Origin of the sequence: Fibrivirga algicola, from assembly GCF_011742925.1 — a bacterium.
GTDB classification, from domain to species: Bacteria; Bacteroidota; Bacteroidia; order Cytophagales; family Spirosomataceae; genus Fibrella; species Fibrella algicola.
This window is the reverse complement of the sequence record NZ_WAEL01000008.1, coordinates 390,434-413,216: the sequence shown is the minus strand read 5'-3', so window position 1 is coordinate 413,216 and position 22,783 is coordinate 390,434. Positions and strand designations below refer to the sequence as shown.

Sequence of the window (22,783 nt, the reverse complement as noted above, 5' to 3'; positions counted from 1 at the left end):
CACTGTGGCTCGCCGCGGCGGGCTACAGTGAACCGAAAACTACCAAAGCAGTCTACCTGATATGTGTAACAAACACGCTTTTAAACTTTGGGCAGCTGTGCTGCTCCTAACCCTCGGGGTTGGAAGCAGCCGGGTCCAGGCGCAGCAGGACAAGATGTTCTCGCAGTACATGTTCAACATGATGGCGCTCAACCCGGCCTATGCCGGTAGCCGCGACGTGCTGAGCATGACAGCCCTTTACCGGGCGCAGTGGATCGGTCTGGAGGGTGCCCCGCAAACGGCCACGTTCACTGCCGACATGCCGCTGAACCGGGAACGGGTTGGCGTTGGACTTCAACTCTACAATGACCGTATCGGTAAGCAGATGGAAACGGGGGCTTATGCTTCCTACGCCTTCCGCTTTCGGGTAGGCGAACGATCAACCCTCTCGCTGGGCTTAACCGGTGGCGTATCGGCTTACAGCAACCGGCTGTCGGAAGTAGTGACGTCGCCTGGTCAGCTTGGGCCGGTCGATCCGGCTTTTGCAACCGACATCAACAAGATGCTCCCCAACTTCGGAACGGGTATCTACGTGAGCAATGACCGGTCGTATCTTGGTTTATCGGTACCCCGTCTGCTGCGCAACAACCTGAGCGATTTCAACGCTCCGGGTGTTCGTTCCCGGCAGGCCCGTCAGGCCTATGCGATGGGTGGGTTTGTGATCGGCCTGAGCCCCGCGCTGAAGCTGAAGCCGTCGATGCTGGTGAAGTACGCCGAAGATTCGCCACTTGGCTTTGACGGTAACGTAAACCTCTGGATCAATGATCGGGTAGCTATCGGTACGTCGTATCGCCGCAACCAGTTCTACACGTTCACCGACCAGACCAACGATGCCATTGTGGGCCTGCTTGAGCTGCAACTGAGCGATCAGTTCCGATTGGGCTACGCCTACGACCGCACGCTGAACGGCCTGATGAAGTTTGCCCCCAGCTCACATGAGATCATGCTTCGTTATGAATTGGGCTTCAACCGGAACAAAATCCTGACGCCACGTTATTTCTAAGAGTTCGGCAAAGTATTTGCTATTCAGAGGGTATATGCTCCAATTGGAGTGTATACCCTTTCTTCGTTCTAACCCATTCTCATACAGCATTACCACGTATGAACGTTCGTTTCTCTATCCCCGTCTGCTGGCTATTTCTCTTACTCGGGCACCTTGCTGTTGCTCAGAACGCTACCAAACGCGCCGATCAGCAATTTGCTCAGTTGGCGTATGCGCCAGCCGCTGAACTCTACGAACAAGCCATTAAAGAGGTTCAGCTACCAACCGAAGCCGAGGTACGTCAGGTTAGGGCTAAACTGGGGTACTGCTACCGTCAGCTGCGCGACACAAAAAACGCCGAACGGGTGTATCGTGAACTGATCGGGCAGGGTGAACTGCCCCCCGATTATGCCGATGCATACCTGCACTTTGCTCAGGCCCTGGCCAGCAACGGAAAGTACAAAGAAGCCCAGGAAGCTTACGAGACGTATGGCACCCTGCAGGGAGCTGACAGCCGGGCACCCCGGTTCTCGAAACTCTACCGGGACGTGAGCGCCCTGACCGAAAACGCGGGTAGCTACCGGGTCGATTTCCTGGACCTCAACACGCGACAGCCCGAATTTAGCCCGGCCTACTACCGCGAGGGACTGGTATTTGTAACGTCGTCCAAGACTGAAAATGGGGTTCGCCGTGTGTTTAAGTGGGACAATACGCCATTTCTCGACCTGTATTTTCTGCCTGAGCGTAGCACTGTGAAAGGGAGCCAGCCAACCGATATAAGCGCGGGCAAAGCCAATCGCCGTCAGTTGAGAGCCCAGTCGTACCGGCCGCTTGGTCGCGACGATTTTACGGCCAGTACGGCCAATGACAGCCGCACGCCCGGTGTGTTTGGCGGTAGTCAGATGGCGGCCGGCGAAGGCTACGGCATGGTGCCCGTCTCTGAATCGGAGCAGTTCAGCCAATCGTTGAACAGCAAATACCACGAAGGTCCCGCCACATTCAGTGCCGACGGTACCCGGGTTATTTTTACCCGCAACAACTACAACAACGGTCAGTCGGCCGCCAGCAAAGACGGAGTAAACAAGTTGAAACTATACACTGCCCGTCAGGTAAATGGTATCTGGGTCGACATTGAGGAAATGCCGTTCAATAATGACGAATATTCGACCGGGCACCCGGCGCTAAGTCGCGATAACCAGCGGCTCTATTTTGCTTCAGATATGCCCGGTGGCTTTGGCGGCACCGATATCTACGTGTCTAAGTGGGAGGGAACCCGCTGGTCGGCCCCAGTGAATATGGGTGCCGAGGTCAATTCAAAAGGAAACGAGCTCTTCCCGTTTGTCGACGAAAAGGGGAATTTATATCTGGCTTCTGACGGGTTACCGGGACTGGGTGATCTCGATATGTTTTATGTTGAGCTTACGCCCGATGGAAAGGCGACGAAGAATATACGTAACCTCGGCGAGCCACTCAACTCAGCCAAAGATGACTTCGGTATCGTGACAGACGGCGACCGTAAATCGGGTTATTTCAGCAGCAACCGTAAAAATGGAGGCTCTGATGACGACATCTACCGGTTCAGCCGCGAAGGTTCCCTATATCCATGCCGCCAGCTTACCGTCAACGTATTTGATGAGGTGACCAAAGCGCCGCTGCCAAATACACTGCTAGTGCTGCAGGGTGGCGAGCCCGGTAACGACCGGAAAGAACTACAGACCGATGCCAACGGCGATGTCAGGATATGCGTTGATGCCGAAAGTGAACTGACGCTGTTGGCTATGCATACAGGATACATCAGCAGCAAGATTGGGTTTGCGACGCACAACCTGCAGGACGATCAGCCTTCGCGGCTTGAAATAGCGTTGAGTCATCCAACGCCAGCGCCAGTGGTGGCACCAGCGGTCGCTACGGCCGGGGCCGTAACGGGGGTAGTTGTGCAGCAGCAGGGTAAGGTAGTGCGGCAACGCGATAAAGCGCCCGTGTCGGAGGCTAAGATCAGGCTGGAGAATGAATGCGACGGGTCGTCGTGGACGATGGTATCTGACGGAAACGGGCTGTACTCGTTTACGACTATTCTGGGCTGCGAGTACAAGCTGGAAGCCACGGTAGATAACATGGTGACGATTGGATCGCGTATTGCCGCCGATGGCACCGGAACCCCCGACCTGACTATGCTGATGGCCGGTGATATTCTGACGATAGACAACATCTATTATGATCGTGGTAAATCAAAAATACGCCGCGATGCGGCCCTTGAACTGGATCGGGTCGTGTACATGCTGAAGCGGTACCCCGGTATTACCATCGAGATGCGCTCGCATACAGATAGCCGGTCGAAGGCGATGTACAACAAAACCTTGTCGACTAACCGGGCCAAAGCCGCTGTTGCCTATCTAGCGTCGAAAGGCGTCACCCTGAACCGAATGAAAGCAATGGGCTATGGCGAGTCAGTCCTGGTGAATGGGTGTAAAGACGGCGTGAACTGCACCGAAAAGCAACACCAGCAAAACCGACGGACCGAAGTCAAGATCTTAACGGTAGAATAAGTGGTGGTCAGGTACGTACCTGATGCGCTACTTTCCAGAAGCCGGGCTCAGTTATACTGGGCCCGGCTTCTGCATTTAACAATTCTTATGTTGACGCAGGTTAGCCAGGCACCGCATCTTTACGCTTTAACCGAATGCGGCGTTACTTATGCGATTAACCGTTAGTTTACTTTTGATACTGGCTGGGTTACCGGGACTGGTGAGGGGCCAGTATACCCAACGGCGGGTGGGCAATTGCGTTGTGTTTACTGTTCCATTCGCTAGCCCGTTCCCCAACGATTCTGTTTCGTTTGCAGTTGTTTCATCGCGCGAGACCCTGTTAACGAAGAAGCCGATTTTTCTGTTTCGGCAAGGCTCGCTGCCTATCCCGCTGTTAACGGTTAATCCCAAAACGGGCCAGCCTGCGCTGACGGAATTACCCCGAACCTGTTACAGCCACGAAGCGGAACAGTACAGTATCATGATTGCCAAACCGGGTCTGCCGCTGGTGGTTAATGATGCGTATCTGGATACGTTGTTCAGCACTCGTGAAAAGCCCCACCCGGCTATGTACCCGGCAACGTACCTGACCCGTAATTACCTCGATTATTATGTGGCCCAAACTAACGCTGTACTCGATTTTGTGTTGAAACAGCGCTGGGCCGATTCGAAGCGAGTGGTACTAGCGGGTGGTTCTGAGGGCTATCATGTGGCCATAAAAACAGCATACACTAATAAGCAAATCACGCACTTGATTGCCTCGTCGGGTGGACTGGAAGGCCGGTTTCAATCGATTATTCGCACTGAACGGGCTAAAGCGTTTACGGGTGAATACACTCATGAAGAGGCACAGCGCCGGGTGACAGCGTTGCAGCAGGAATGGGCCGCCATCTGCCGCGATTCGCTAGCGGTAACTGGTGCTGTAGGCGACCCGAATCGAACTACGTACTCGTTCTCGCATGACCGTAACAAAGAGTACCTGCTGGCACTGACCATTCCGATTTGTATCATTTACGGCACGGCCGACGTGGGCTCCACCTCCAATGATATTCTCCCGCTCGAATTTGCCCGACGCGGCAAAACAAATCTGACGCTGAGAGCTTACCCAAACCATGACCATACCTATCATAAGCTAACGTACGACAATGCCGGCAAGTTGGTTGGCCGCGTATATAACGGCGAAGCGGTAGAGGCCGATTATTTCGAGTGGTTAAACAGGCATTGACCCTACTTTTGCATAAAACGCTGTTATGTTGCTCGAAACCCTCACTTCCCTCTTTCAACGCGATCTTGCTAAAGTCAGCAGCGAGCTCAACCAGTACTCAAACGAAGAACAGATCTGGGCTGTACCGCCAGGAATTACCAACTCGGCGGGTAATTTGTGCCTACACCTGATTGGCAACCTGAACACCTACATCGGTGGCGAACTGGGGCAGTCTGGGTACGTTCGTCAGCGCGACCTTGAGTTTTCACTTCGTGACATTCCCCGGGCGGTGCTGCTGGCTCAGCTCGATGAAACGGCCTCGCTTGTATCACGGACGTTGTTGAGCCTCGATGAAGCCCGTTTACAAGAGGAATACCCGCTGCTGGTCTTCGAGAACAAAACATCGACGGGCTTTCTATTGGTGCATCTGGCCACCCATCTGGCTTATCACCTGGGACAGATCAATTACCATCGGCGGCTGGTTACTAGGTAGTAGTGACAGTCCTTGTCGCAACAGAATTAGTCGTCGTTAAGGCAGCTACATACCTCGATTTCAGTCGACATTGTTTAGGGTCGGGTAAAATGGCTTGGGGCGGATTGCGCCATACTCAGGCGTTGTTCCTGCGTCCACTAATTGCAATGATATTGTCAATTTGGTGTTGATAATCAGACTGTTTGTCAAAAATTGTCTATCGGATTTATCCAACGGTAGGAACTGTCTCAAAATCGATAGCATTTGGCTTAAATCCAAAAGTCGGTTCGGTGGAAGCAGAGGAATATTGTAGTGTCGACGGCTACTGCCAGCGGCAGCTACTGTTATCCTCGCCACACCCATGAATACGCTCCGTACTCTTTTTCTCCTGATTGTACTGACAACCCGTGCGTCTGCTCAGACTACCCTCACCGGCGCAGTGCGTGATGGCGCTGGTAAGGGTATCCCATTTGCCAGCGTCGCCTTGTTACATGCTCGTGATTCGAGCCTTGTAAAAGGGACGATCAGCAAAGAAACGGGGAGCTATGAGTTCGTAGCTATCAGGCCCGGACACTACAGGCTATCGTCTTCGGCAATAGGCTACGGAGTTACCCAGTCAACGGTGTTTGAGGTAGGTACGTTGCCACTGGACGCTCCACCGCTTACCATGATCGAATCGGTGAACACCTTAAAGGAGGTGACGGTAGCGACTAAAAAACCATTCGTTGAACAGGAAATTGACCGATTGGTGATCAACGTGGCGGGCAGTATTATCGCGAGTGGCAGTACGGCGCTTGAGGTGCTGGAAAAAGCCCCCGGCGTAACCGTCGACCGGCAGAATGATGCCCTGCAATTGCGCGGTAAAGACGGGGTCATCGTGCAGATCGATGGAAAACAAACGTACCTGTCGATGCAGGACGTGGTAAACCTGTTGAAGAATATGCCGAGTGATAACGTCGAGAAGATTGAACTGATCACCAACCCTGGCGCTCGGTACGACGCTGCCGGTAACTCTGGCATCATCAACATTCGCCTCAAGAAAAACAACAGTGTAGGGACCAATGGAGCGACTTCGATTACGGGCGGGTCGGGCCGGCACGACCGGGAGCGGGCCAGTCTGCAACTGAACCATCGCGAATCGAAGGTAAACCTGTTTGGTAATTACAGTTTCAGCCGGGGCGGCGATTACTGGGACTTTGTTGCTACCCGCGACCAGTCTGATCCGGTGCCGGGCTCCAGCAGTTCCGCAGACATAAACCGGCGTAATAATGCTTTGCAGAAAACGAGCTTGTTGTTCAATAACCTGGCCCAAAACGCGAAGGTTGGGTTGGATTACATGCCCACCAAACAGACGACCATTGGCCTTGCCTGGACCGCTTTCTGGAGCGATAACGGCGAACGTGGCCCCGCTACGGCTGTGTTCCGGCGTGGTACTTCGTTACCTGTGTATCTGCAAACAGAAACGGATAAAAGGCAGCAGACTGACGCCAGTAATCAGTTGGGAAACATCAACTTCCAACACACGTTTTCCGAAAAAGGAGGTCAGCTAACAGCTGATTTTGACCTTGGTCATTACCAGCGGCAGTTCGAAAATACGTTGGCGACTACCACAGCTTTGTATACTGAGGGGGAGGTGCCGCCGGTAGCTCTGTTGGTTAGCCAGATGCCCACTACGGTCGACATTCGCTCGGCCAAAGCCGATTACAGCCGTTCGTTGCCCAACAAATGGAAGCTTGAGGTGGGAGTGAAAACTGCTTTTGTTCGCACTGATAATGACCTCACCATACAAACGGGTACAGAACGAACCATACAGATTGATCCGGCCCAATCGAATCATTTTCAGTATACAGAGCAGGTCAGTGCGGCATACGTCAGTATGTCGGGGAAACTAGCTACCAAAACAGACGTACAGCTGGGGCTCCGCGTTGAGCAGACCCATTCGGAAGGTAATTCGCTGACGTTACGGAATGTTGTGGAACGTACCTACCTGAACGTGTTTCCGAGCTTGTTTGTCATGCAGCCCATCGCCAAAGAACAGGCCCTGACACTGTCGTACAGCTACCGCATCGACCGCCCCAACTACCAGAACCTGAACCCTGCCCGTTCATTTATTGATCCGTATGCGTTCTCGCAGGGAAACCCTTATCTGAAACCCCAGTACACGCACTCGATCGAGCTGAAGCACAGCTACAAAAACAAGCTGTTCACGTCGCTGGGGGCCAGCTATACAACCGATCTGGTTTTCCCGATTCTGTATCCCTTCGATGGCAACAGAGCTTATCGTGTGTATGAAAACATTGGCCAGTCGCAGGGGTACAACCTCACCGTTAGCTTCCCGATCAACATTACCAAAAGCTGGATTATGCAAACAACGCTATTGGGGTATTACAACCTGTTTGACTTTACCTACGAATCTGTTCCGCTGCTTGTCAGGCAGCTATCGGGTCGTTTGACTGGTACCAGTGCGATCAGGCTGGGGAAAGGGTGGACGGCCGAACTTAGTGGGCGGTTGAGTGCCCCCAGTGTAATTGCCTTATCTACATCGCCCTGGCTGGGTTCGGCGGATACGGGTCTGCAAAAAACAGTTAGCAGTAGCCTGAAAGTGAAGCTAAGCATTCAGGATTTGTTACACACCAACCGATACATCATCACGCAGCAGGCACCATCAAACGCCCAGTCTATTCGCATCAGCTTCGATTCGCGGGTGACACTTCTGAACCTGAGCTACACGTTTGGGAACGAGAAGCTAAAAGCCGCCCGTCAGCGCCGCACGGCTGCCGAGGAGGAGATGCAGCGGACCAACTAGCTTGATTGAGAATCGATGACGTGCTGGGTAACAGCGCGCCTTTTCAGTCCATTGCGACGGGCAGACATCGGTGAAATCGACAGCTTATTTACCCTCAGCCGAGTACGAATGCACTGGGCGGTTATGGGGGCTGGATCGGGAAAGCAGTAGCGGGTTATAGCGATAGTGCTTTACGCTATATTGCCGCCTTGATTCTGGCCGCAACATCCTGATCTATAGTCTCCCATGCCCAATCCGATTTTTAAAGTCAACAGGCTCTCGTTTGTGTTGCTATTTCTTTCCTGCCTAAACGCGCCAGCACAGGAAGTGGGTATGGTAGCGGCAACCCGAAGCGCCTTTTTACAAATGATCGATCGTCCACGTGTGCCACTGGCGGCGGCGGTTAAGGTCCTGCCCAATGCAGATGGATTGACACAGGAGCAATTTTCGTACACCAGCGAACAGGCGCAGCGGGTGCCGGGAATTCTTCTGAAAAAGACAGGTCTCGGTCGGCGGCCGGCGGTCATTGTACTGCACGGTACAGGCGGCAATAAAGAAGGTCAGCTTGGGTTGCTGAAAACCCTCGCTGCTCAGGGGTTTGTGGCCATTGCTATTGATGGCCGGTACCACGGTGAGCGGCAAACCGGCACAGGCGCCACCCAATATGTAGAGGCTATGCTGCAAACTTACCGCACAGGTAAAGGCCGGCCGTTTCTGTACGATACCGTCTGGGATGTACTGCGGCTTCTGGATTATTTAGAGACAAGGCCTGACGTCGATGCCGCCCGTATTGGTGTGATCGGCTTCTCGAAAGGGGGGATGGAGACGTACCTGGCCGCTGCCGTAGACCCGCGCATTGCCGTGGCCGTACCGCTGATTGGTGTGCAAAGTTTTCGCTGGGCACTTGATAACGACATGTGGATGTCGCGGGTGGGTACGTTCCAGGCGGCAGTAGATGCAGCGGCTAAAGACGCGGGTGCAGGCCAGGTCGATGCCGCGTTTGTTCGTCGCTTTTATGATCGGGTTGCACCGGGGATCTACACCCAGTTTGATGGGCCGGCCATGCTGCCCCTTATTGCGCCACGGCCTTTGCTGGTCATTAATGGCGACTCCGATGCCCGGACACCATTACCTGGCCTGACAACTTGCATTACGGCTGCCGAACAGACCTATAAACAGACCGGAGCGGCCGATAGGTTACGGCTTCACCTGCAGAAAGACACAGGTCATGCGGTAACCCCGGCTGCTCTTACTAGGGCGACAGACTGGTTTGTTCAGTGGCTGAACCCGTAGCCTCCGTTAGTTCTTCGCCTTCAAATCAGCCACAATCTGCACCAGCGTCGCCACACGCTCGCGAAGAGCATCGGGTGAGGCAGTTTCTCCGGTAAACAGCTGTGAGCCGAGACCCACGGCCGTCACGCCCGCACCAAACCAGGTAGTGAGGCTCTCGGCGGTGGGTTCAACGCCACCGGTCACCATCAGATTCAGCCAGGGCATAGGCCCTTTTACCGCTTTAATGAACCCTGGCCCGAGTACATTGCCCGGAAACACCTTTACAGCTTCAGCACCCAACTGGGTAGCCTGGTAAATCTCGGTCAGGGTTGCGCCTGCCGGTACCCAGGGCAAGCCGCGTTTCCGGCAGGCTTCGCCTACCTCGGCGGTCATCACGGGCTGCACCACAAAGGCAGCGCCAGCGTCGATGAACCGGTCGGCGTCGGCGGCGGTCAGAATGGTGCCAATGCCCAGCGCAAGGCCGGGGCAGTGTTCGGCAACGTACCCAGCCAGTTCGGTAAACACGGGCAGGGCTGCTTCACCGCGGTTCGTGAATTCAAATACCCGCATCCCACCGTCGTAACAGGCTTTCAGAATCGATTTGGCATGTTCGGCGTCGGCGTGGTAGAATACCGGCACCAATGGATGGTCAGCTAAGGTCTGGAGGAAGGTCGACATGGTTGTATTCCGCTAATCAGCGTGTTAAGGTTAATACGTCGGCAACGGTTTGTTTGGTATCGTCGCCAACTTCGCTCAGTTTACCAAAGGCGGCGGCCGTTGCGAAATTTAAAATGGTTTGCGGTTCATGGTTGTTGTAAAGGCCATACAGTAGCCCGGCCATGAAGCAGTCGCCACTACCAATCTGGTCAACGACCGTATCGGCTTCATATAGGGGCGATACATACGTTTTACCCTCCGTAAACAGGGTTGTGTAATAGCGGATACCGGTTGGTTGCTTACTAAACCGGAATGTGTTCGCCACCACTTTGCAGCGAGGAAAATGGGCCTGAATGGCTTCAGACGTAACCTGCGAATGTGCTACGTAGTCATCCTGCGTACTTTGCTCGGTGATGTGGTCACCAACCGGGATGCCTAGCAGCGTATTGGCCGCCCAGATGTTACCCATCACCACGTCGCAGTACTGCACCAGGTCGGGCATGATAGCAACGGGTTTTTTGCCGTATTGCCATAGCCGGGCGCGGTAGTTCAGATCGATGGAAATGGAAATGCCCTGGGCCGACGCCGTGGCGAGTAGTTCGCGGCAGACCTCAGCGGCCTGTGCGCTCAAGGCCGGGCTGATGGCGCTGATATGGAGCCGCCCAACGCCCTGGAGAACGGGCTCCCAGTCAATCTGACCTGGTTTCAGCTCGGCGAAGGCAGAACCCGCCCGGTCGTAGATTACGCCCGCGTTTTTCAGGTCACTGCCCTGAGGCAGATAATAGGTGCCGATCCGGTTGCCGGTAGTCTGACCCGGCTGGTTATGAATGAGGCCAGATGGGTCAACGCCCCGCCCGGTGATGTAGTCGGTAATATCGCTGGCAAGTGCGTTGACAGGCATGCCCGTGGCGTAGCGAACAGGTACGTTCCAGTTCGACAGGGCCAGGGCCACATTCAGTTCGGCGCCACCCACAAAAACGGGCATTGTCGATTGTTGAATCCATCCTCCGTTCGCCACCGGCGAAAACCGTAACAACACTTCACCAAAACAACAAATTGTAGACATAAGAGGAATGGTAGTTGGCAATTGCTTGCGTGCGCCAGCGTGGTCAGTAAAGCTTAATTGGCGGCTAATTTAACCACCGGGATTGGTGACACCAGCATATAGGTGCCTACTCAACGTACCCAGCGCCCAGAAAATGCAGGAACGGGTGGGAGCCGCTGTCAGTGATTGGAAAAACGGCCCGTATGAAACAACTTGCAGTTGTTGTAACTCCAATCCAATGCGCTACTCTGCCCGTATTCTCTTCTTTGCCTGTTTATCAGTTGGTTGGTTACCCGTACTGGCGCAGAAAGAAGTTCTCTATTCGCAATATCAGGTAAACCCAATGGCCATCAACCCGGCTTTTGCGGGGGTGCGTGAAGATTTTAGCATGACGCTTGGCTTTCGGGGACGCCTGTTCAGTTTTTTAAGCCAGAACTCGCAGCAGGTGGCTACACCGATTACCCAGACCTTCGCCGCCGACGGTCAGCTTGGTAGCGGGCCTGTTGGGTTAGGTTTCCAGGTGCTCAACGACCGCAACAGTACACTCGGCAACGTGGGGCTGTCGACCAACCTGTCGTATAAAATTGAGTTGCCTAACCTGGCCCGTCTGTTTTTTGGCGTACAGGGTGGGGTCAATATCCTGCCCGTCGTGGGCACGGGTACCAACCTGGGTGGTAGCAGCGCCCTGCTCAGCTATGGTGTAGGAATCTACTATGACGCCTCCACATTCTTTGCCGGAGTTTCGGCTCCCGAGCTAAATAACAAAGCGTTTGGCCTGGGTGGGTTTCTGTACCGGCAACCCGTGTATGTGCAGGCAGGCGGAAAACTAGATCTCACCGATGACTTCAAAGTGATTCCGTCGGTGGTGCTGTCGCGCGCTGGCTCCGAGCCAATGGCCGTTGATCTGAACGCCCGCGTCTGGTACGCCAACCGGGCGGCCGTGGGCGTGTCGGTTCGGCAGAATAATACCTTCACCAACGGTACGTTCAGCTACGTGCAGGGTAGCCTCGAGTATCAGCTGTCGGGCAATGTTCGGTTAGGGTACCTCTACAATTCCATTGCCCCCGAGGCCCCACTGACGGCTTTTCAACGAACGATGCACGAGCTCGTTTTTAGGTATACGCCTAACCCCAATACGCTCAAATTTTCGTACTTTTAACCCCGTATGCCCAACCAACGCGTTATTCAGGACCTCTTCATTACTCACGATTTAGACCGTGAGTTTCCGCTGGCGGCTCATTTCGTTCAGACCTACGGGGAATATCCCAACTACCTCTTCACCCACGAAGATTATAAAATCGAGCTGCATGACTGGCTGCTGGCGCGTGGGTTCACGGTCATCAATCAGTCGATGCGGTTAACCCGGGAAGGGTTACGGACGAATGAACGGATTTATGCACATCCGAACGGCATCATGATCAATGGTGAGTTCATGTGGGATTCGTATTGCCGTTTTTCGGGGTTCTACCGCGACGCTGCCGTGTTGCATACGGTGCTCGAAGGAGTTGAGACCCTTATTTCCGAACAGGAGCCTGAGCAAACCAATATCTACCTGATTCAGAGTGGTCTGGGTGGTCTGCATACCGAACGGGTGGAGATTGAGCCGCCGCAGATCGATTTGGAATTGTACTATAACGACGGGTTCCCAGAGGTGCACGAGCGGCTGGTGTCGTTGCTGAATCGACCAAAGTACAAAGGGCTGATTCTGCTGCATGGCGAACCCGGTACTGGTAAAACAACCTATATCAAGTACCTGAGTTCGCAGGTGCGGAAGAACATGCTGATTCTGCCGCCCTACATGACTAACTTCCTGACTTCACCTGACCTGATTCCTTTTCTGCTTGAACAGCGCGACTCGGTGTTGTTGATCGAGGATGCCGAGCGGATATTGCAAGCCCGCGAAGCAGGTGGCGATACAAACAGCGTGTCGAATATTCTGAATCTGACCGATGGCCTGCTGGCTGACTGTCTGCATATTCAGATCATCGCTACGTTCAACGCCAATAAGAGTTTGTTGGATAAAGCGCTGCTACGCAAAGGACGGTTAATGGTCGACTATGCGTTTGGTAAGCTGTCGGCTCCCAAGGCCAATGCGCTATTAACCAGCCTGGGAAGTGATTTTCACACCAACGATCCGATGACGCTGGCTGATATCTTCAACATAGAAGGACAAACAATCTCCGGCGAGCGCACGGAGAACAACTCGAAAGTAGGCTTCTAAACCTGCTTTTGGTGGCTTACTGAGCCGTTGTTGGAATCAGTGGCGGTACGGTCACCGTTAGTACCCAGCCAGCACCTTGAACAGTCTGTTGCACCTGAAGTGTGGAGGCTACCTCCCAGGAAGGCACGTATGTGGTCGTGTTGGAGTTCCATTGCATACTTCTACGTATGCAACTATTGGGCCAGTGAACTGCAACTTGAAAGAATTGCCTACACAGTAAATAAATGGTGTAGAAGTTGGCTAAATAGCAGCCGTTTTCTTATTCTGTGCACCTCGATAAAATTAATGGCGTGGTTTTTGATAACGGCTTTTTTTTGATTGGATAAGCTACCAGTCATGTCCTGTGCTAACCCGAAACAAAGCGTAGTAGACTGCCTGATAATCAATTTGTTGTTGTATTGGCAATCGCATACCGGCTACGGTGACCTGCATAAGCAGGGAGGTAAATGCTGCTCCAGTAGCATCAGAAAAGACTAGGCACTACGAATGCCTACGTTTGCCCGCTGATGGGTGTTGATAAGCTGCCTGGCAGGCTCCGGCTACCTGTAAAAAGAGTTACCTTTGCGCCCAAGGCATGGCTCTGGAGAGTGATGTCTTTTTTTTAAGATGGAAATTCGCAAATCAGACCGGCTCACCCACCTCAAATACGACATTCGGGGGCCGGTTTATGAAAAGTCACTGGAACTGGAGAGCCAGGGCTACAAGATTATTAGTCTCAACATCGGCAATCCAGCAGCATTTGGCTTCGATACGCCCGATGAGATCGTGCATGATGTAATCCTGAACATCCGAAATGCGCAGGGATATGCTGATTCACGTGGTCTGTTTGCAGCCCGCAAAGCCGTGATGCACTATACCCAGAACCTGGGGCTACCGGGCGTTACCATCAATGATATCTATATTGGCAATGGGGTGAGTGAACTCATTTTATTGTCGATGCAGGCACTCATCAATGAGGGTGATGAAGTGCTGGTGCCATCGCCCGACTATCCGCTTTGGACAACATCGGTGGCCCTTTGTGGTGGCAAACCCGTTCACTACAGTTGCGATGAGGCGGCTGGCTGGAACCCTGATCTGGTTGATCTGGAAAGCAAAATTACTGACCGTACCCGGGCCGTGGTACTGATCAATCCCAATAATCCTACGGGTGCCGTTTATGACAAACGGATACTGGAAGGAATTGCCCGCATTGCTGAAAAGCATCAACTAATTGTGTTTGCCGATGAGATCTACGACAAAATCCTCTACGACGAGGCCGTTCATCACCCGATGGCGCGCTTTGTTCATGATACCCTATGTATCACGATGAACGGGCTGTCGAAGAATTACCGGGCGGCCGGCTTTCGGGGTGGCTGGCTGGTCATGACGGGGGCAAAGCATAAGGCTAAGTCATACATTGAGGGGTTAACCCTGCTAGCCAGTCTACGGCTGTGCGCCAACGTACCTACGCAGTATGCCATCCAAACGGCGCTGGGTGGTTACCAGAGTATTCACGACCTGGTTATCCCGGCGGGTAGGCTCTACCGGCAAATTATGCTGGCCTATGAACGCATGGTGGCCATTCCGGGCATTACCTGTGTGAAGCCGAAGGGAGCTCTATACATATTCCCGAAAATTGATCTGAATCGATTTAATATTAAAGACGACAACGAGTTTGTTTACGATCTGCTGGTCGAGCAAAAAGTGTTAGTTGTAGCTGGACAAGGCTTCAATTTTAGAAGCCCTGACCATTTTCGGATCGTATGCCTGCCCAACATCGACGAGATGACGCTGGCCCTGAACCGTATTGAAGCTTTTCTGGAAAGTCGCCGCAAGGAGCCGCAACGGGTCAGTGCCGTGCTCGTTCATCAGTAGCTTTCTATGGCCGAAAGCGGTGCTGGTTTACGAACCGGCCCCGCCGCTTTCAGAATTTGCCTGGCTAATTTAGCGACGAGCGTTTCGCGCCGAAACTGGTTGATAAACGCCGTGCGTGTGGTGGTCTCGTAGGGTGTGGTAAGCAAGTAGGTTGCCAGTGCTGCCGCATCGCCGGGGGCAAACACAAAACTATTAGGTACGTGTTTATTGATGAATTTAGCCGCATAGCCCGCCACTCCAGCCACGACGGGCTTGTCGGTAGCTGCGTATTCAAACAGTTTTGACGGTAAGCACCGTTCAAAGGCCGTCAGGTCATTGAGGTGCAGGAACAGGTAATCGGCCCGTTCATATTCAGCCAATAGCCCGGCCCGCGTTACGGGCGGCCGTATCGTGACGTTGTTCAGCCCGGCATCGGTCACGGCCTTGTCGAGCTTGCTTTTGGTAGCGCCATCACCTACTACAACAAATTGATAGGTTGGGCCAAGCAACCGGGCCGTAGCTGGAATAATTTTCTCCAGACCCTGCCCGTCGCCAATATTGCCGGCATACAGAATAGTACGTTGCTGGGGTGACTCGGTACTCGCCGGTGAGCCAGGTAGATCGAGAAAATAGTCGTCGATCCCGTTGGTGACATGGCTGTAGGTCGCCTGATCGTAATCAGCAAAATAGTCGCTGAAGCCATCCGACACCAGATTGATGTGTTTAGCGTACCCAAAGGTATATTGTTCAACTGCCCGAAGCGTAGGCGAAAGAACCAGCCGGGCGACCGGGTTTTTTATCAGCTCCAGAATATTCACTCGGAACAGATCGCGAATGTCGAGCACCAACGGTACTTGCCGACGTCTGGCTACTTGCGCACCTAAGAAAGCGGAGAACAGGCGCGACGACGACGCAACGATTACATCGTATGGATTATCGCGGGTCAGGGTAAGGGCCTGACTGTAAAAACAAACGTAGGAGCGAATCTGATCGGCAAACCCGCTGGTATGGGCTGGTACCGTGATCCGGCTAATGCGAAGGTTATCGTGCTGTTCTTCGGCGGCAGCTTCGATTTTGAACGATTGGTACCGGTTAGGTTGTGTGGTCACTACATGAACAGTACCTGAATCGCCAAGCTGCCGCGCCAGTTCATAAGCCAGCGGTGTGTTTCTAAATGAACCGGCACTGAGGTCAGGCGAGAAATAGTAGGTAAGTAAGAGTATGTTCATCATTACGTAGAAAAGTGGGTTGTTAATTCGGTACTGAAATCGAGCGAGACGCAGGGGGCGGCTACGGTATGGTTGAAGCCGAGCGAATGATCATAGCTGGCCTGGTTAATGATCGGCGGTGGGCCTTTTGTGGTGCAATGGATGGTGACAGGCCCTACCAGAATGACCTGTTGGTCGACGGTTACGCCAGACTGATGGGCAAAATAGAGGTGGGCTCGCAGCGGTTGATTGCCGGGGGAAAGGTGGTCGGTTATAGTTAGCGTATTGCCGCTGTGCAGTGTCCAGCGTCGGGTATGCTGTTCTGTCAGGTGAGCATAGCCCGTGTGGGTAGCCTCTACGCAGGAGGATGTATCGGTGTGTAGCTGCACCCGCGCACGCCGGCCTAACCGAAATGTGCTCCAGACCTCCGATGAGTTGTGCCCTCCCACGGTCACCGTATTGTGCGCCGCTGTACTGCGTTCCCACGACCGCCGCTCGCCAGCCCGATAGGTCGACGTACCCGGGTCGACCACAAGGGGCTGCCCATCCACGTGCAGGATGAACGAAAAGGTGTCGGCATGCGCATGGCCGGGCTGATGATCGGGCCCTACTGGTCCAACGTCGATAAATAACTCGAGCCTGTCGGTTGTCAGCATCCGGTAGCCGCTATCGGTCAGCGTGACAGGCGCTGGAACGAAATTGAGGGGGCGGGCTTTGGCCAGCAGTTGAGCTGTAGTAGGGGCAATGCCATGGGCGGCATCATTGACCATAGGTACCGACCCATCACGGAACGTAACTGTCACCAGCCAGTTCAGCATGGCGGCAACTTTTTCCTGTACGTACCCGCCCAGGTCAGGATCGTTGCTCCACGTATCGGCTTGTAGCGTCTCGTACACAGTCAGCAGGCGGTCAGTCAGCAGTTGATGATACACCGGGCTGCGTTCGTAGTGGCCTCCATCAGTCAGAATTTGCTCGGCGAGTTGAGCCCGCAACAAGGCTGCGCCAACGGTAAACCAGGGTCGGTGGCGGAAATGAATAGCCATAACAGTGAGCGCACAGGCATTTTCGAGCAGGTGGTTACCGCCAAGGTGGTATTCCAGACGAGTGCGCAACAGGGCTGTTTGCTGGTACAAATGCTGCTCGATCAGTGGGTCATGTATACCGTTTCTCCGAATAAAAGCCCGCCAATTCAGTAGGCGTAACGAGGTTGGGTAAGGCTCAAACCCATCACGAATGGTGGCTGTCTGTCGAATAAAATCATGAATGAGCGCCAGGCCGTCTACCCGGGAATCAAGCCAGTCGAAATAAGTCAGAGTATAAGTCCAGAGTTTACCAAACCGGGCATAGTTCCAGTCGATCTGATTAGTAAAAGTAACTGACTGGTTCAGGCAGGTAAACGACACGGGGAACGAGAGAGTCGGTCCGGTTGGGACTAGGCGTAACGTGACTGGTTGCAGGCGCGGCTGACTGCGTAGCCTGTTCCATACCTGGTAAACCAGTTGTTGTGGTTTCAGATAACGTAAGGTTCGCCAGTATAAACCTGTAGATGTCAAGGGTAGCCAGTCGCTTCGGTGGAATAGTACCCAATGTTACATCCTTTGCATGTAACTTGCCAGTATACAAGGAGCTATACAGGTTGAATTTATTAAACGAGAAGTACCCAGTTATTTTCTTGCAAACTACGCAGGGCAGCAAGTGCGGTAGCAGTCGTGTTTATGATGTCTGAAAATGGAATAATAAGGCCTTGGCCAGTGCGTAAATAGCTTATTAACTGGCTAAACTGCTCGGCGTGCCCTTTGTCCTGTTTGCCTGAAAAACTTGAAAATCCCCGAAATCCATAGCCGGTCAATGAACTAAAATTATCAAGGATGAGGGTCCGCTCTTGTGAGTAAATTTCTATGCGCTCCTTTGCGTATGCCTTACTACCATTAGCGAAATAGTTTATAACGCCGGTAGAGCCGTTTTCATAGCGTAGCAGCATGCTGGCCGAATCGGTTGTCTCAGACGGTGCTTGGCCCATAGCGTTCAGGCAAACGGCCGTTACGCGGCTGCCGGTCAGGTACGTTAGTAAATCGATATGGTGACAGGCTTCACCCAGAATCCGACCACCACCCACCGCCCGGTCGTGCACCCAGGCATTGGCAGGAATGGCCCCGGCGTTTATGGTAGCAACAATGGCCATGGGTACCGCACCACTGGTGTCACCACCCAGCAACGATTTGGCTTTACGAGCGGTTGGCGAGAAGCGTCGGTTAAAGCCCACAGTCAGTAACCGGTCGCTGGCCTTACTGGCAGCGGTAATGATCGCGGCCAACTCATCCTCATAGATAGCGAGTGGCTTTTCAACAAACACGTGTTTACCCGCCTGCAGTGCCTCAATCACCAGTCTGGCGTGGCTGTTGTGGCGGGTCGTTATCACGCAGAGGTCAATGGCAGGCTCGTCGAGTAGGGTTTGGTAGCGGGTTGTACTATGAGGAATGCCGTATTTTTTAGCGAGTAGTGTGCCGCTCATGCCGTTGGCACTGGCAATGGTATGTAGCGTCGCTCCGGCTTTCCTGAGTGCGGGTAACACCGTAGCCCCGGCGAAACTACCTGCACCGATAAGCCCCACAACCCCCGCCGAGGGAACTATCGTGGCTCTCTCACGTAGCGTAATCGACGTACCCAGCCGAGCTGTGGCCTCGGGCGTGTCGGGATAGCTCAGGATTGAGGCAATGGTATGACTACCCGACGCGCCCAGTTGTCCGTAAATCTGCTGGTAGTCGGTCAGGGGTACAATCTGCGAAATCAGGGGGGCAACCTGCAACTGCCCGGTGCTCAGGAGTTGAAGAATAGTCTGGAAGTTTCGATTCTCGGTCCAGCGCACGAAGGGCAGGGGGTAATCGAGGCCAGCTTGTTCATAGGCCGAATCGTATCGACCGGGCCCATACGAGCACGATACCTGAAAAGAAAGCTCCTTCTCGAAAAAGTCGGCCCGATTCAGGTGAAGGTTAACCACGCCGATCAGCACAATACGCCCTCGTTTGCGGCTCATCCGGGCCGATTGGGTCATAATCTCGTCGGTGCGTGTAGTAGTTGACTTTGTTGAGGCCGTAATTACAACGCCATCGGCTCCAACCCCACCTGTTAGTGTCATAACCGCTTTTATCACATCGGTATGCGATGGGTTTAGGGTTTCTATCCCAACGGTTCGGGCGAGTGTCAGTTTGTGTTCATCGGGGTCTAGGCCAATTACGCGGCACCCGTTCAGGCGGAGCAGTTGAGCGGTCAGCAATCCAACCAGCCCCAGACCTACTACAACCACTGTTTCCCCCAGGGTTGGGTTCAGGAGCCTGATCCCCTGTAAACCCACTGCACCAATGACGGTAAAGGTGGCCTGATCGTCAGTCACTGAGGTCGGAATTTTAGCCACCAGATTGCGCGGTACACAGACCACCTCGGCATGGTGCCCGTTCGACGCTACGCGGTCGCCAATGGCCATATCGGTCACGTCGGCCCCCACGGCGATAACCTCGCCAACGTGGCAATACCCAAGCGGAAGCGGCTGGTCGAGCTTCCGGAAAACGGCTTCCAGCGTTGGGAGGAGCCCGTCAGACTGAATCTTTTCGATTACCTGCTTTACCCGCTCCGGCTGCTGCCTGACCTTGCCCAACAGGCTTGCTTTGCCAAAATCCACCAGCATACGCTCTGTTCCAACCGATACCAACGTACGCCGGGTACGTATCAGGACATATCCGGCACGTACCTGAGGGGCGGCCACAGTGACCAGTTCAGTTTTGCCCGATGTTAGATGTTGTATAAGCTGGTACATGCGTAGGTGGTGGAGACGGTGGTGTGGTACAGCGTGGTAATTGCGAAGAACGAATTAATTAGCAGGCGAGTGTTGTGTCAGAATTCACTGGTCTACAGCCAGAATGGCGGCAATCCGCTCGGCAGCGTAACCGTCCCATAAGGGGGGAAGGGTGCCTTTTTTAGCCGTTCCAGTGCGAATAGCTGCCAGATGGGTCTGCACCGTCGCCGGGTTCAAGTCGGGGAGTAGCAAGTTGGTACCTAGAGTAACGGTGCAGGGGCGTTCGGTGCTGGTCCGGAGGGTTAGACACGGTACTTGCAAGTATGTTGTCTCTTCCTGAATGCCGCCTGAATCGGTCACAACCGCCTGCGCATGCTCCATCAGATTTAAAAACTCCAGATAGCCCTGCGGTTCGAGCAGCCGTATGGCTGGCTGGTCGGCCAGTTGATCGAGTAGCCCATAGCGAATCAGGTTGGCGCGGGTACGTGGGTGGACTGGAAAGACAACAGGGCTGTGTTGAGCGGCGTCGAGCGCAATTTGCGCAATCGCCTGGAGGCCGCTGGCAGAGTCGACGTTAGAAGGTCGATGCATTGTGAGCAGTACATAGCCGCCCGGTAGTAGCCCCAGCGTACCCACCGTATCCTGCTGGCTGGCTTTTGCCCGATAGTGTACCAGCGAGTCGATCATCACGTTGCCTACAAACCGGACTTTGCGACTGTCGATGCCTTCGCGCTGAAGGTTGTCGAGACCTGCCTGTTCGGTAACAAACAAGAGATCAGCGAGATTGTCGGTCAGTATCCGGTTGATCTCCTCGGGCATGCTCCGGTCGCCTGAGCGCAGCCCTGCTTCCACGTGGGCTACCCGAACGCCCATACGCACGGCCACCAGCGCGCAGGCGAGCGTGCTTGTGACATCGCCTACCACGACTACCCAATCAGGTTGTTCTACCTGAATCACAGCCTCGAATTTGACCAGTATGTCGGCGGTCTGCTGCGTTTGTGTGCCTGTAGTAACACCCAGGTAATGGTGGGGGATTGGCAGTCCCAACTGGTCGAAAAAGACACCGCTCATTCGGGTATCGTAGTGCTGGCCGGTATGTACAATCTTCGACTTCACGCCCTGTTGTTTACTGAAGGCGCGGTGAAGCGGTGCCACTTTCATAAAGTTGGGTCTGGCTCCGACGATGCTTAAAATCTTCATTTCTTCTGAAAAACAACCACAAAAAGAGTGTCAGCATACGTAGCCGGTAAGCAGTTGCGTAGCAGGCGGGCCATGGTGTTGGTACCGCCGAATGATTGCTGGGTAAGCAACTGGTAGGCACCGGCTGGCAATTGAGTAGCAACAGACCCGGGTGTGGCATACTGTACCACATGCTTTAGGTAAGGCGGTCGGCCGATGAGGGTATAAGCGAGGCGCTCTAGCCGACGATATATGGAGCGGCGGTTGGGTAAAGACAGCATTAGATAGCCACCAGGACGCAGAAACTGGTCAAAAGTCTGGAGCGTCTGGGTTAGATCAGGTACGTATTCCAGCACGCTCGATGAAACAATGACGTCGAACGGGGCTTCTGCCGGGACTTCGGTCAGGGGCAGTATCGCTACCCTGAAGGTAGCCGCCGGAACGGTTGACTGCTGCTGGCATAGCCGAATCATTTCTGCCGATCCGTCGATACCCAGCACTCTACACTGCCGGCTGGCTAGATACCGGCTGAATACGCCTGTGCCACAACCCGCGTCGAGCACGTGCGCGCCGGGTAGAACATAGATGTCGAACAGCGATGTCCAGACGGCGAAGCGTTCCCGAAAGTCGGCCGATTGTTGATACCGGTTGCCAAACGCGCTGGCAATATCGGAATGGAAGTCAACGGCGTTCATCGGGAAGGAGGTCGGGAAGAGGCTTCAATGTAAACAGTGGCTATCATAAACTGGTACAGACAGGCGTGGCTGAAATGGTAGATAAATCCGGCCCTACCATCCAGAAAGCCAAGCAGCAGCACATAGCGGTAGAAAAAATAAAGAAAAGGGCGTAAAAGTACAGGAACGTGGCCCCAGACATGCTCTTTTACCCACCGTTTGCGGTCGCGCTGGGTGTGGGCATCGGCCCAGCGCAGGGTTTTTTGACGCGCTGATTTCAGCAGATCAGCGACCTGAAACTGCGTGTAGCGCGCATGCTTTTCGTACCAGAACCGGACCGACTTCCGATCATGATGTACGAAAGGTTCGTTGAGGTAGCCGGTAGTGCCACTCACGGTAATCTGCTCGTCCATCTCGCGGTCGATACGCTGCACCGCCGACCGTCGGAAAAGTCGGAGTATATAGGTTGGGTAGTAGCCGCCATGCCGTATCCAACGGTTCATAAAGATAAACCGAAAGGGAATAAAAAAGCCGTTATGCGCGGTGGGTTGTCTTACCACCAGGCTGATCTGTTCTTTGAGGGCATCGGTGGCGTATTCGTCGGCGTCTAGAAATAGCACCCAGTCGGTTGTAATCGGCAGCGCGTGAACAGCGTAATGACGTTGGGCGGCGTACTGATCGAACGGGCGGTGAAACACGGTGGCGCCCCTTGCTGCTGCCAGTTCTGTGGTGCGGTCTGTTGAGCCCGAATCGAGCACAAATACGGCCGCGGCCCAACCCGAGAGGCTTTGCAGGCAATGCGGGAGGTTGACTTCTTCGTTAAGGGTTAGAATCAGAACGGTGATCGGCAGCATGCGCGAATAAATGACGGGATGAATGGGACACGGGGGTAGTTCA

The 22,783-nt window shown here is 53.9% G+C and carries 18 protein-coding genes; 9 read left to right on the top strand and 9 right to left on the bottom strand.

Annotated features, from left to right (window positions below):
* Window positions 1–61 precede the first annotated feature (61 nt).
* From F7231_RS21750 to F7231_RS21725, 6 genes are all read left to right on the top strand, one after another.
* The gene (locus tag F7231_RS21750; protein WP_166693508.1) at window positions 62–1,042 is read left to right on the top strand and encodes a PorP/SprF family type IX secretion system membrane protein; all 981 of its coding nucleotides are present in this window, start codon (window positions 62–64) and stop codon (window positions 1,040–1,042) included.
* 98 nt (window positions 1,043–1,140) lie between these two features.
* Window positions 1,141–3,567, top strand: a complete 2,427-nt coding sequence (locus F7231_RS21745; protein ID WP_166693507.1) for an OmpA family protein — start codon at window positions 1,141–1,143, stop codon at window positions 3,565–3,567.
* Between the two features lie 148 nt (window positions 3,568–3,715).
* Window positions 3,716–4,771: a hypothetical protein gene (locus F7231_RS21740; protein ID WP_166693506.1), complete on the top strand. Its 1,056-nt coding sequence runs from the start codon at window positions 3,716–3,718 to the stop codon at window positions 4,769–4,771.
* Between the two features lie 25 nt (window positions 4,772–4,796).
* Complete coding sequence (locus tag F7231_RS21735; protein WP_166693505.1) at window positions 4,797–5,243, top strand: DinB family protein; 447 nt, start codon at window positions 4,797–4,799, stop codon at window positions 5,241–5,243.
* Between the two features lie 340 nt (window positions 5,244–5,583).
* Window positions 5,584–8,028 (top strand): TonB-dependent receptor, encoded by a 2,445-nt coding sequence (locus F7231_RS21730; protein ID WP_166693504.1) that lies wholly within the window; start codon window positions 5,584–5,586, stop codon window positions 8,026–8,028.
* Window positions 8,029–8,253: 225 nt separating this feature from the next.
* Window positions 8,254–9,300: an alpha/beta hydrolase family protein gene (locus F7231_RS21725; RefSeq protein ID WP_166693503.1), complete on the top strand. Its 1,047-nt coding sequence runs from the start codon at window positions 8,254–8,256 to the stop codon at window positions 9,298–9,300.
* A gap of 6 nt (window positions 9,301–9,306) precedes the next feature.
* On the opposite strand, the gene F7231_RS21720 is transcribed toward F7231_RS21725, so the two are convergent.
* A complete protein-coding gene (locus tag F7231_RS21720) occupies window positions 9,307–9,957 on the bottom strand; it encodes a beta/alpha barrel domain-containing protein (RefSeq protein ID WP_166693502.1) in 651 nt (216 codons plus the stop codon).
* A gap of 16 nt (window positions 9,958–9,973) precedes the next feature.
* Window positions 9,974–11,002, bottom strand: coding sequence for a sugar kinase (locus F7231_RS21715; protein WP_166693501.1), 1,029 nt, complete (start codon window positions 11,000–11,002; stop codon window positions 9,974–9,976).
* Window positions 11,003–11,219: 217 nt separating this feature from the next.
* Here F7231_RS21715 and F7231_RS21710 point away from each other — a divergent pair, with 217 nt between their 5' ends.
* The gene (locus tag F7231_RS21710; protein ID WP_166693500.1) at window positions 11,220–12,140 is read left to right on the top strand and encodes a PorP/SprF family type IX secretion system membrane protein; all 921 of its coding nucleotides are present in this window, start codon (window positions 11,220–11,222) and stop codon (window positions 12,138–12,140) included.
* 6 nt (window positions 12,141–12,146) lie between these two features.
* The gene (locus tag F7231_RS21705) at window positions 12,147–13,202 is read left to right on the top strand and encodes an AAA family ATPase (protein WP_085412727.1); all 1,056 of its coding nucleotides are present in this window, start codon (window positions 12,147–12,149) and stop codon (window positions 13,200–13,202) included.
* Between the two features lie 16 nt (window positions 13,203–13,218).
* Here the strand turns inward: F7231_RS21705 and F7231_RS21700 are convergent, their stop codons facing one another.
* On the bottom strand, window positions 13,219–13,359 hold the full coding sequence (locus F7231_RS21700) for a hypothetical protein (RefSeq protein ID WP_157510616.1): 141 nt from the start codon (window positions 13,357–13,359) through the stop codon (window positions 13,219–13,221).
* A 449-nt stretch (window positions 13,360–13,808) separates the two neighbouring features.
* Between F7231_RS21700 and F7231_RS21695 the strand changes: the two genes are divergently transcribed.
* Window positions 13,809–15,056 (top strand): pyridoxal phosphate-dependent aminotransferase, encoded by a 1,248-nt coding sequence (locus F7231_RS21695; protein ID WP_085412728.1) that lies wholly within the window; start codon window positions 13,809–13,811, stop codon window positions 15,054–15,056.
* Here the strand turns inward: F7231_RS21695 and F7231_RS21690 are convergent.
* From F7231_RS21690 to F7231_RS21665, 6 genes are all read right to left on the bottom strand, one after another.
* Window positions 15,050–16,267, bottom strand: a complete 1,218-nt coding sequence (locus tag F7231_RS21690) for a glycosyltransferase family 4 protein (protein WP_310589372.1) — start codon at window positions 16,265–16,267, stop codon at window positions 15,050–15,052. The two genes, F7231_RS21695 and F7231_RS21690, sit on opposite strands and share 7 nt — an antisense overlap.
* Window positions 16,267–17,646: a heparinase II/III domain-containing protein gene (locus F7231_RS21685; RefSeq protein ID WP_310589371.1), complete on the bottom strand. Its 1,380-nt coding sequence runs from the start codon at window positions 17,644–17,646 to the stop codon at window positions 16,267–16,269. Before F7231_RS21685 ends, F7231_RS21690 begins: the two co-directional genes overlap by 1 nt.
* A gap of 242 nt (window positions 17,647–17,888) precedes the next feature.
* The gene (locus F7231_RS21680) at window positions 17,889–20,054 is read right to left on the bottom strand and encodes a bi-domain-containing oxidoreductase (protein WP_166693498.1); all 2,166 of its coding nucleotides are present in this window, start codon (window positions 20,052–20,054) and stop codon (window positions 17,889–17,891) included.
* A gap of 84 nt (window positions 20,055–20,138) precedes the next feature.
* A complete protein-coding gene (wecB, locus tag F7231_RS21675) occupies window positions 20,139–21,233 on the bottom strand; it encodes a non-hydrolyzing UDP-N-acetylglucosamine 2-epimerase (protein ID WP_166693497.1) in 1,095 nt (364 codons plus the stop codon).
* On the bottom strand, window positions 21,230–21,907 hold the full coding sequence (locus F7231_RS21670; RefSeq protein ID WP_085412732.1) for a class I SAM-dependent methyltransferase: 678 nt from the start codon (window positions 21,905–21,907) through the stop codon (window positions 21,230–21,232). Before F7231_RS21670 ends, wecB begins: the two co-directional genes overlap by 4 nt.
* Window positions 21,904–22,740 (bottom strand): glycosyltransferase family 2 protein, encoded by an 837-nt coding sequence (locus tag F7231_RS21665; protein ID WP_166693496.1) that lies wholly within the window; start codon window positions 22,738–22,740, stop codon window positions 21,904–21,906. The genes F7231_RS21670 and F7231_RS21665 overlap by 4 nt, the downstream gene beginning before the upstream one ends.
* Between the last annotated feature and the right edge of the window lie 43 nt (window positions 22,741–22,783).

Excerpts from the sequence above, each read along its gene's own strand:
- F7231_RS21750 (WP_166693508.1), top strand. The coding sequence starts at position 62 with ATGTGTAACAAACACGCTTTTAAACTTTGGGCAGCTGTGCTGCTCCTA.
- F7231_RS21745 (WP_166693507.1), top strand. The coding sequence starts at position 1,141 with ATGAACGTTCGTTTCTCTATCCCCGTCTGCTGGCTATTTCTCTTACTC.
- F7231_RS21740 (WP_166693506.1), top strand. The coding sequence starts at position 3,716 with ATGCGATTAACCGTTAGTTTACTTTTGATACTGGCTGGGTTACCGGGA.
- F7231_RS21735 (WP_166693505.1), top strand. The coding sequence starts at position 4,797 with ATGTTGCTCGAAACCCTCACTTCCCTCTTTCAACGCGATCTTGCTAAA.
- F7231_RS21730 (WP_166693504.1), top strand. The coding sequence starts at position 5,584 with ATGAATACGCTCCGTACTCTTTTTCTCCTGATTGTACTGACAACCCGT.
- F7231_RS21725 (WP_166693503.1), top strand. The coding sequence starts at position 8,254 with ATGCCCAATCCGATTTTTAAAGTCAACAGGCTCTCGTTTGTGTTGCTA.
- F7231_RS21720 (WP_166693502.1), bottom strand. The coding sequence starts at position 9,957 with ATGTCGACCTTCCTCCAGACCTTAGCTGACCATCCATTGGTGCCGGTA.
- F7231_RS21715 (WP_166693501.1), bottom strand. The coding sequence starts at position 11,002 with ATGTCTACAATTTGTTGTTTTGGTGAAGTGTTGTTACGGTTTTCGCCG.
- F7231_RS21710 (WP_166693500.1), top strand. The coding sequence starts at position 11,220 with ATGCGCTACTCTGCCCGTATTCTCTTCTTTGCCTGTTTATCAGTTGGT.
- F7231_RS21705 (WP_085412727.1), top strand. The coding sequence starts at position 12,147 with ATGCCCAACCAACGCGTTATTCAGGACCTCTTCATTACTCACGATTTA.
- F7231_RS21700 (WP_157510616.1), bottom strand. The coding sequence starts at position 13,359 with ATGCAATGGAACTCCAACACGACCACATACGTGCCTTCCTGGGAGGTA.
- F7231_RS21695 (WP_085412728.1), top strand. The coding sequence starts at position 13,809 with ATGGAAATTCGCAAATCAGACCGGCTCACCCACCTCAAATACGACATT.
- F7231_RS21690 (WP_310589372.1), bottom strand. The coding sequence starts at position 16,267 with ATGATGAACATACTCTTACTTACCTACTATTTCTCGCCTGACCTCAGT.
- F7231_RS21680 (WP_166693498.1), bottom strand. The coding sequence starts at position 20,054 with ATGTACCAGCTTATACAACATCTAACATCGGGCAAAACTGAACTGGTC.
- wecB (WP_166693497.1), bottom strand. The coding sequence starts at position 21,233 with ATGAAGATTTTAAGCATCGTCGGAGCCAGACCCAACTTTATGAAAGTG.
- F7231_RS21670 (WP_085412732.1), bottom strand. The coding sequence starts at position 21,907 with ATGAACGCCGTTGACTTCCATTCCGATATTGCCAGCGCGTTTGGCAAC.
- F7231_RS21665 (WP_166693496.1), bottom strand. The coding sequence starts at position 22,740 with ATGCTGCCGATCACCGTTCTGATTCTAACCCTTAACGAAGAAGTCAAC.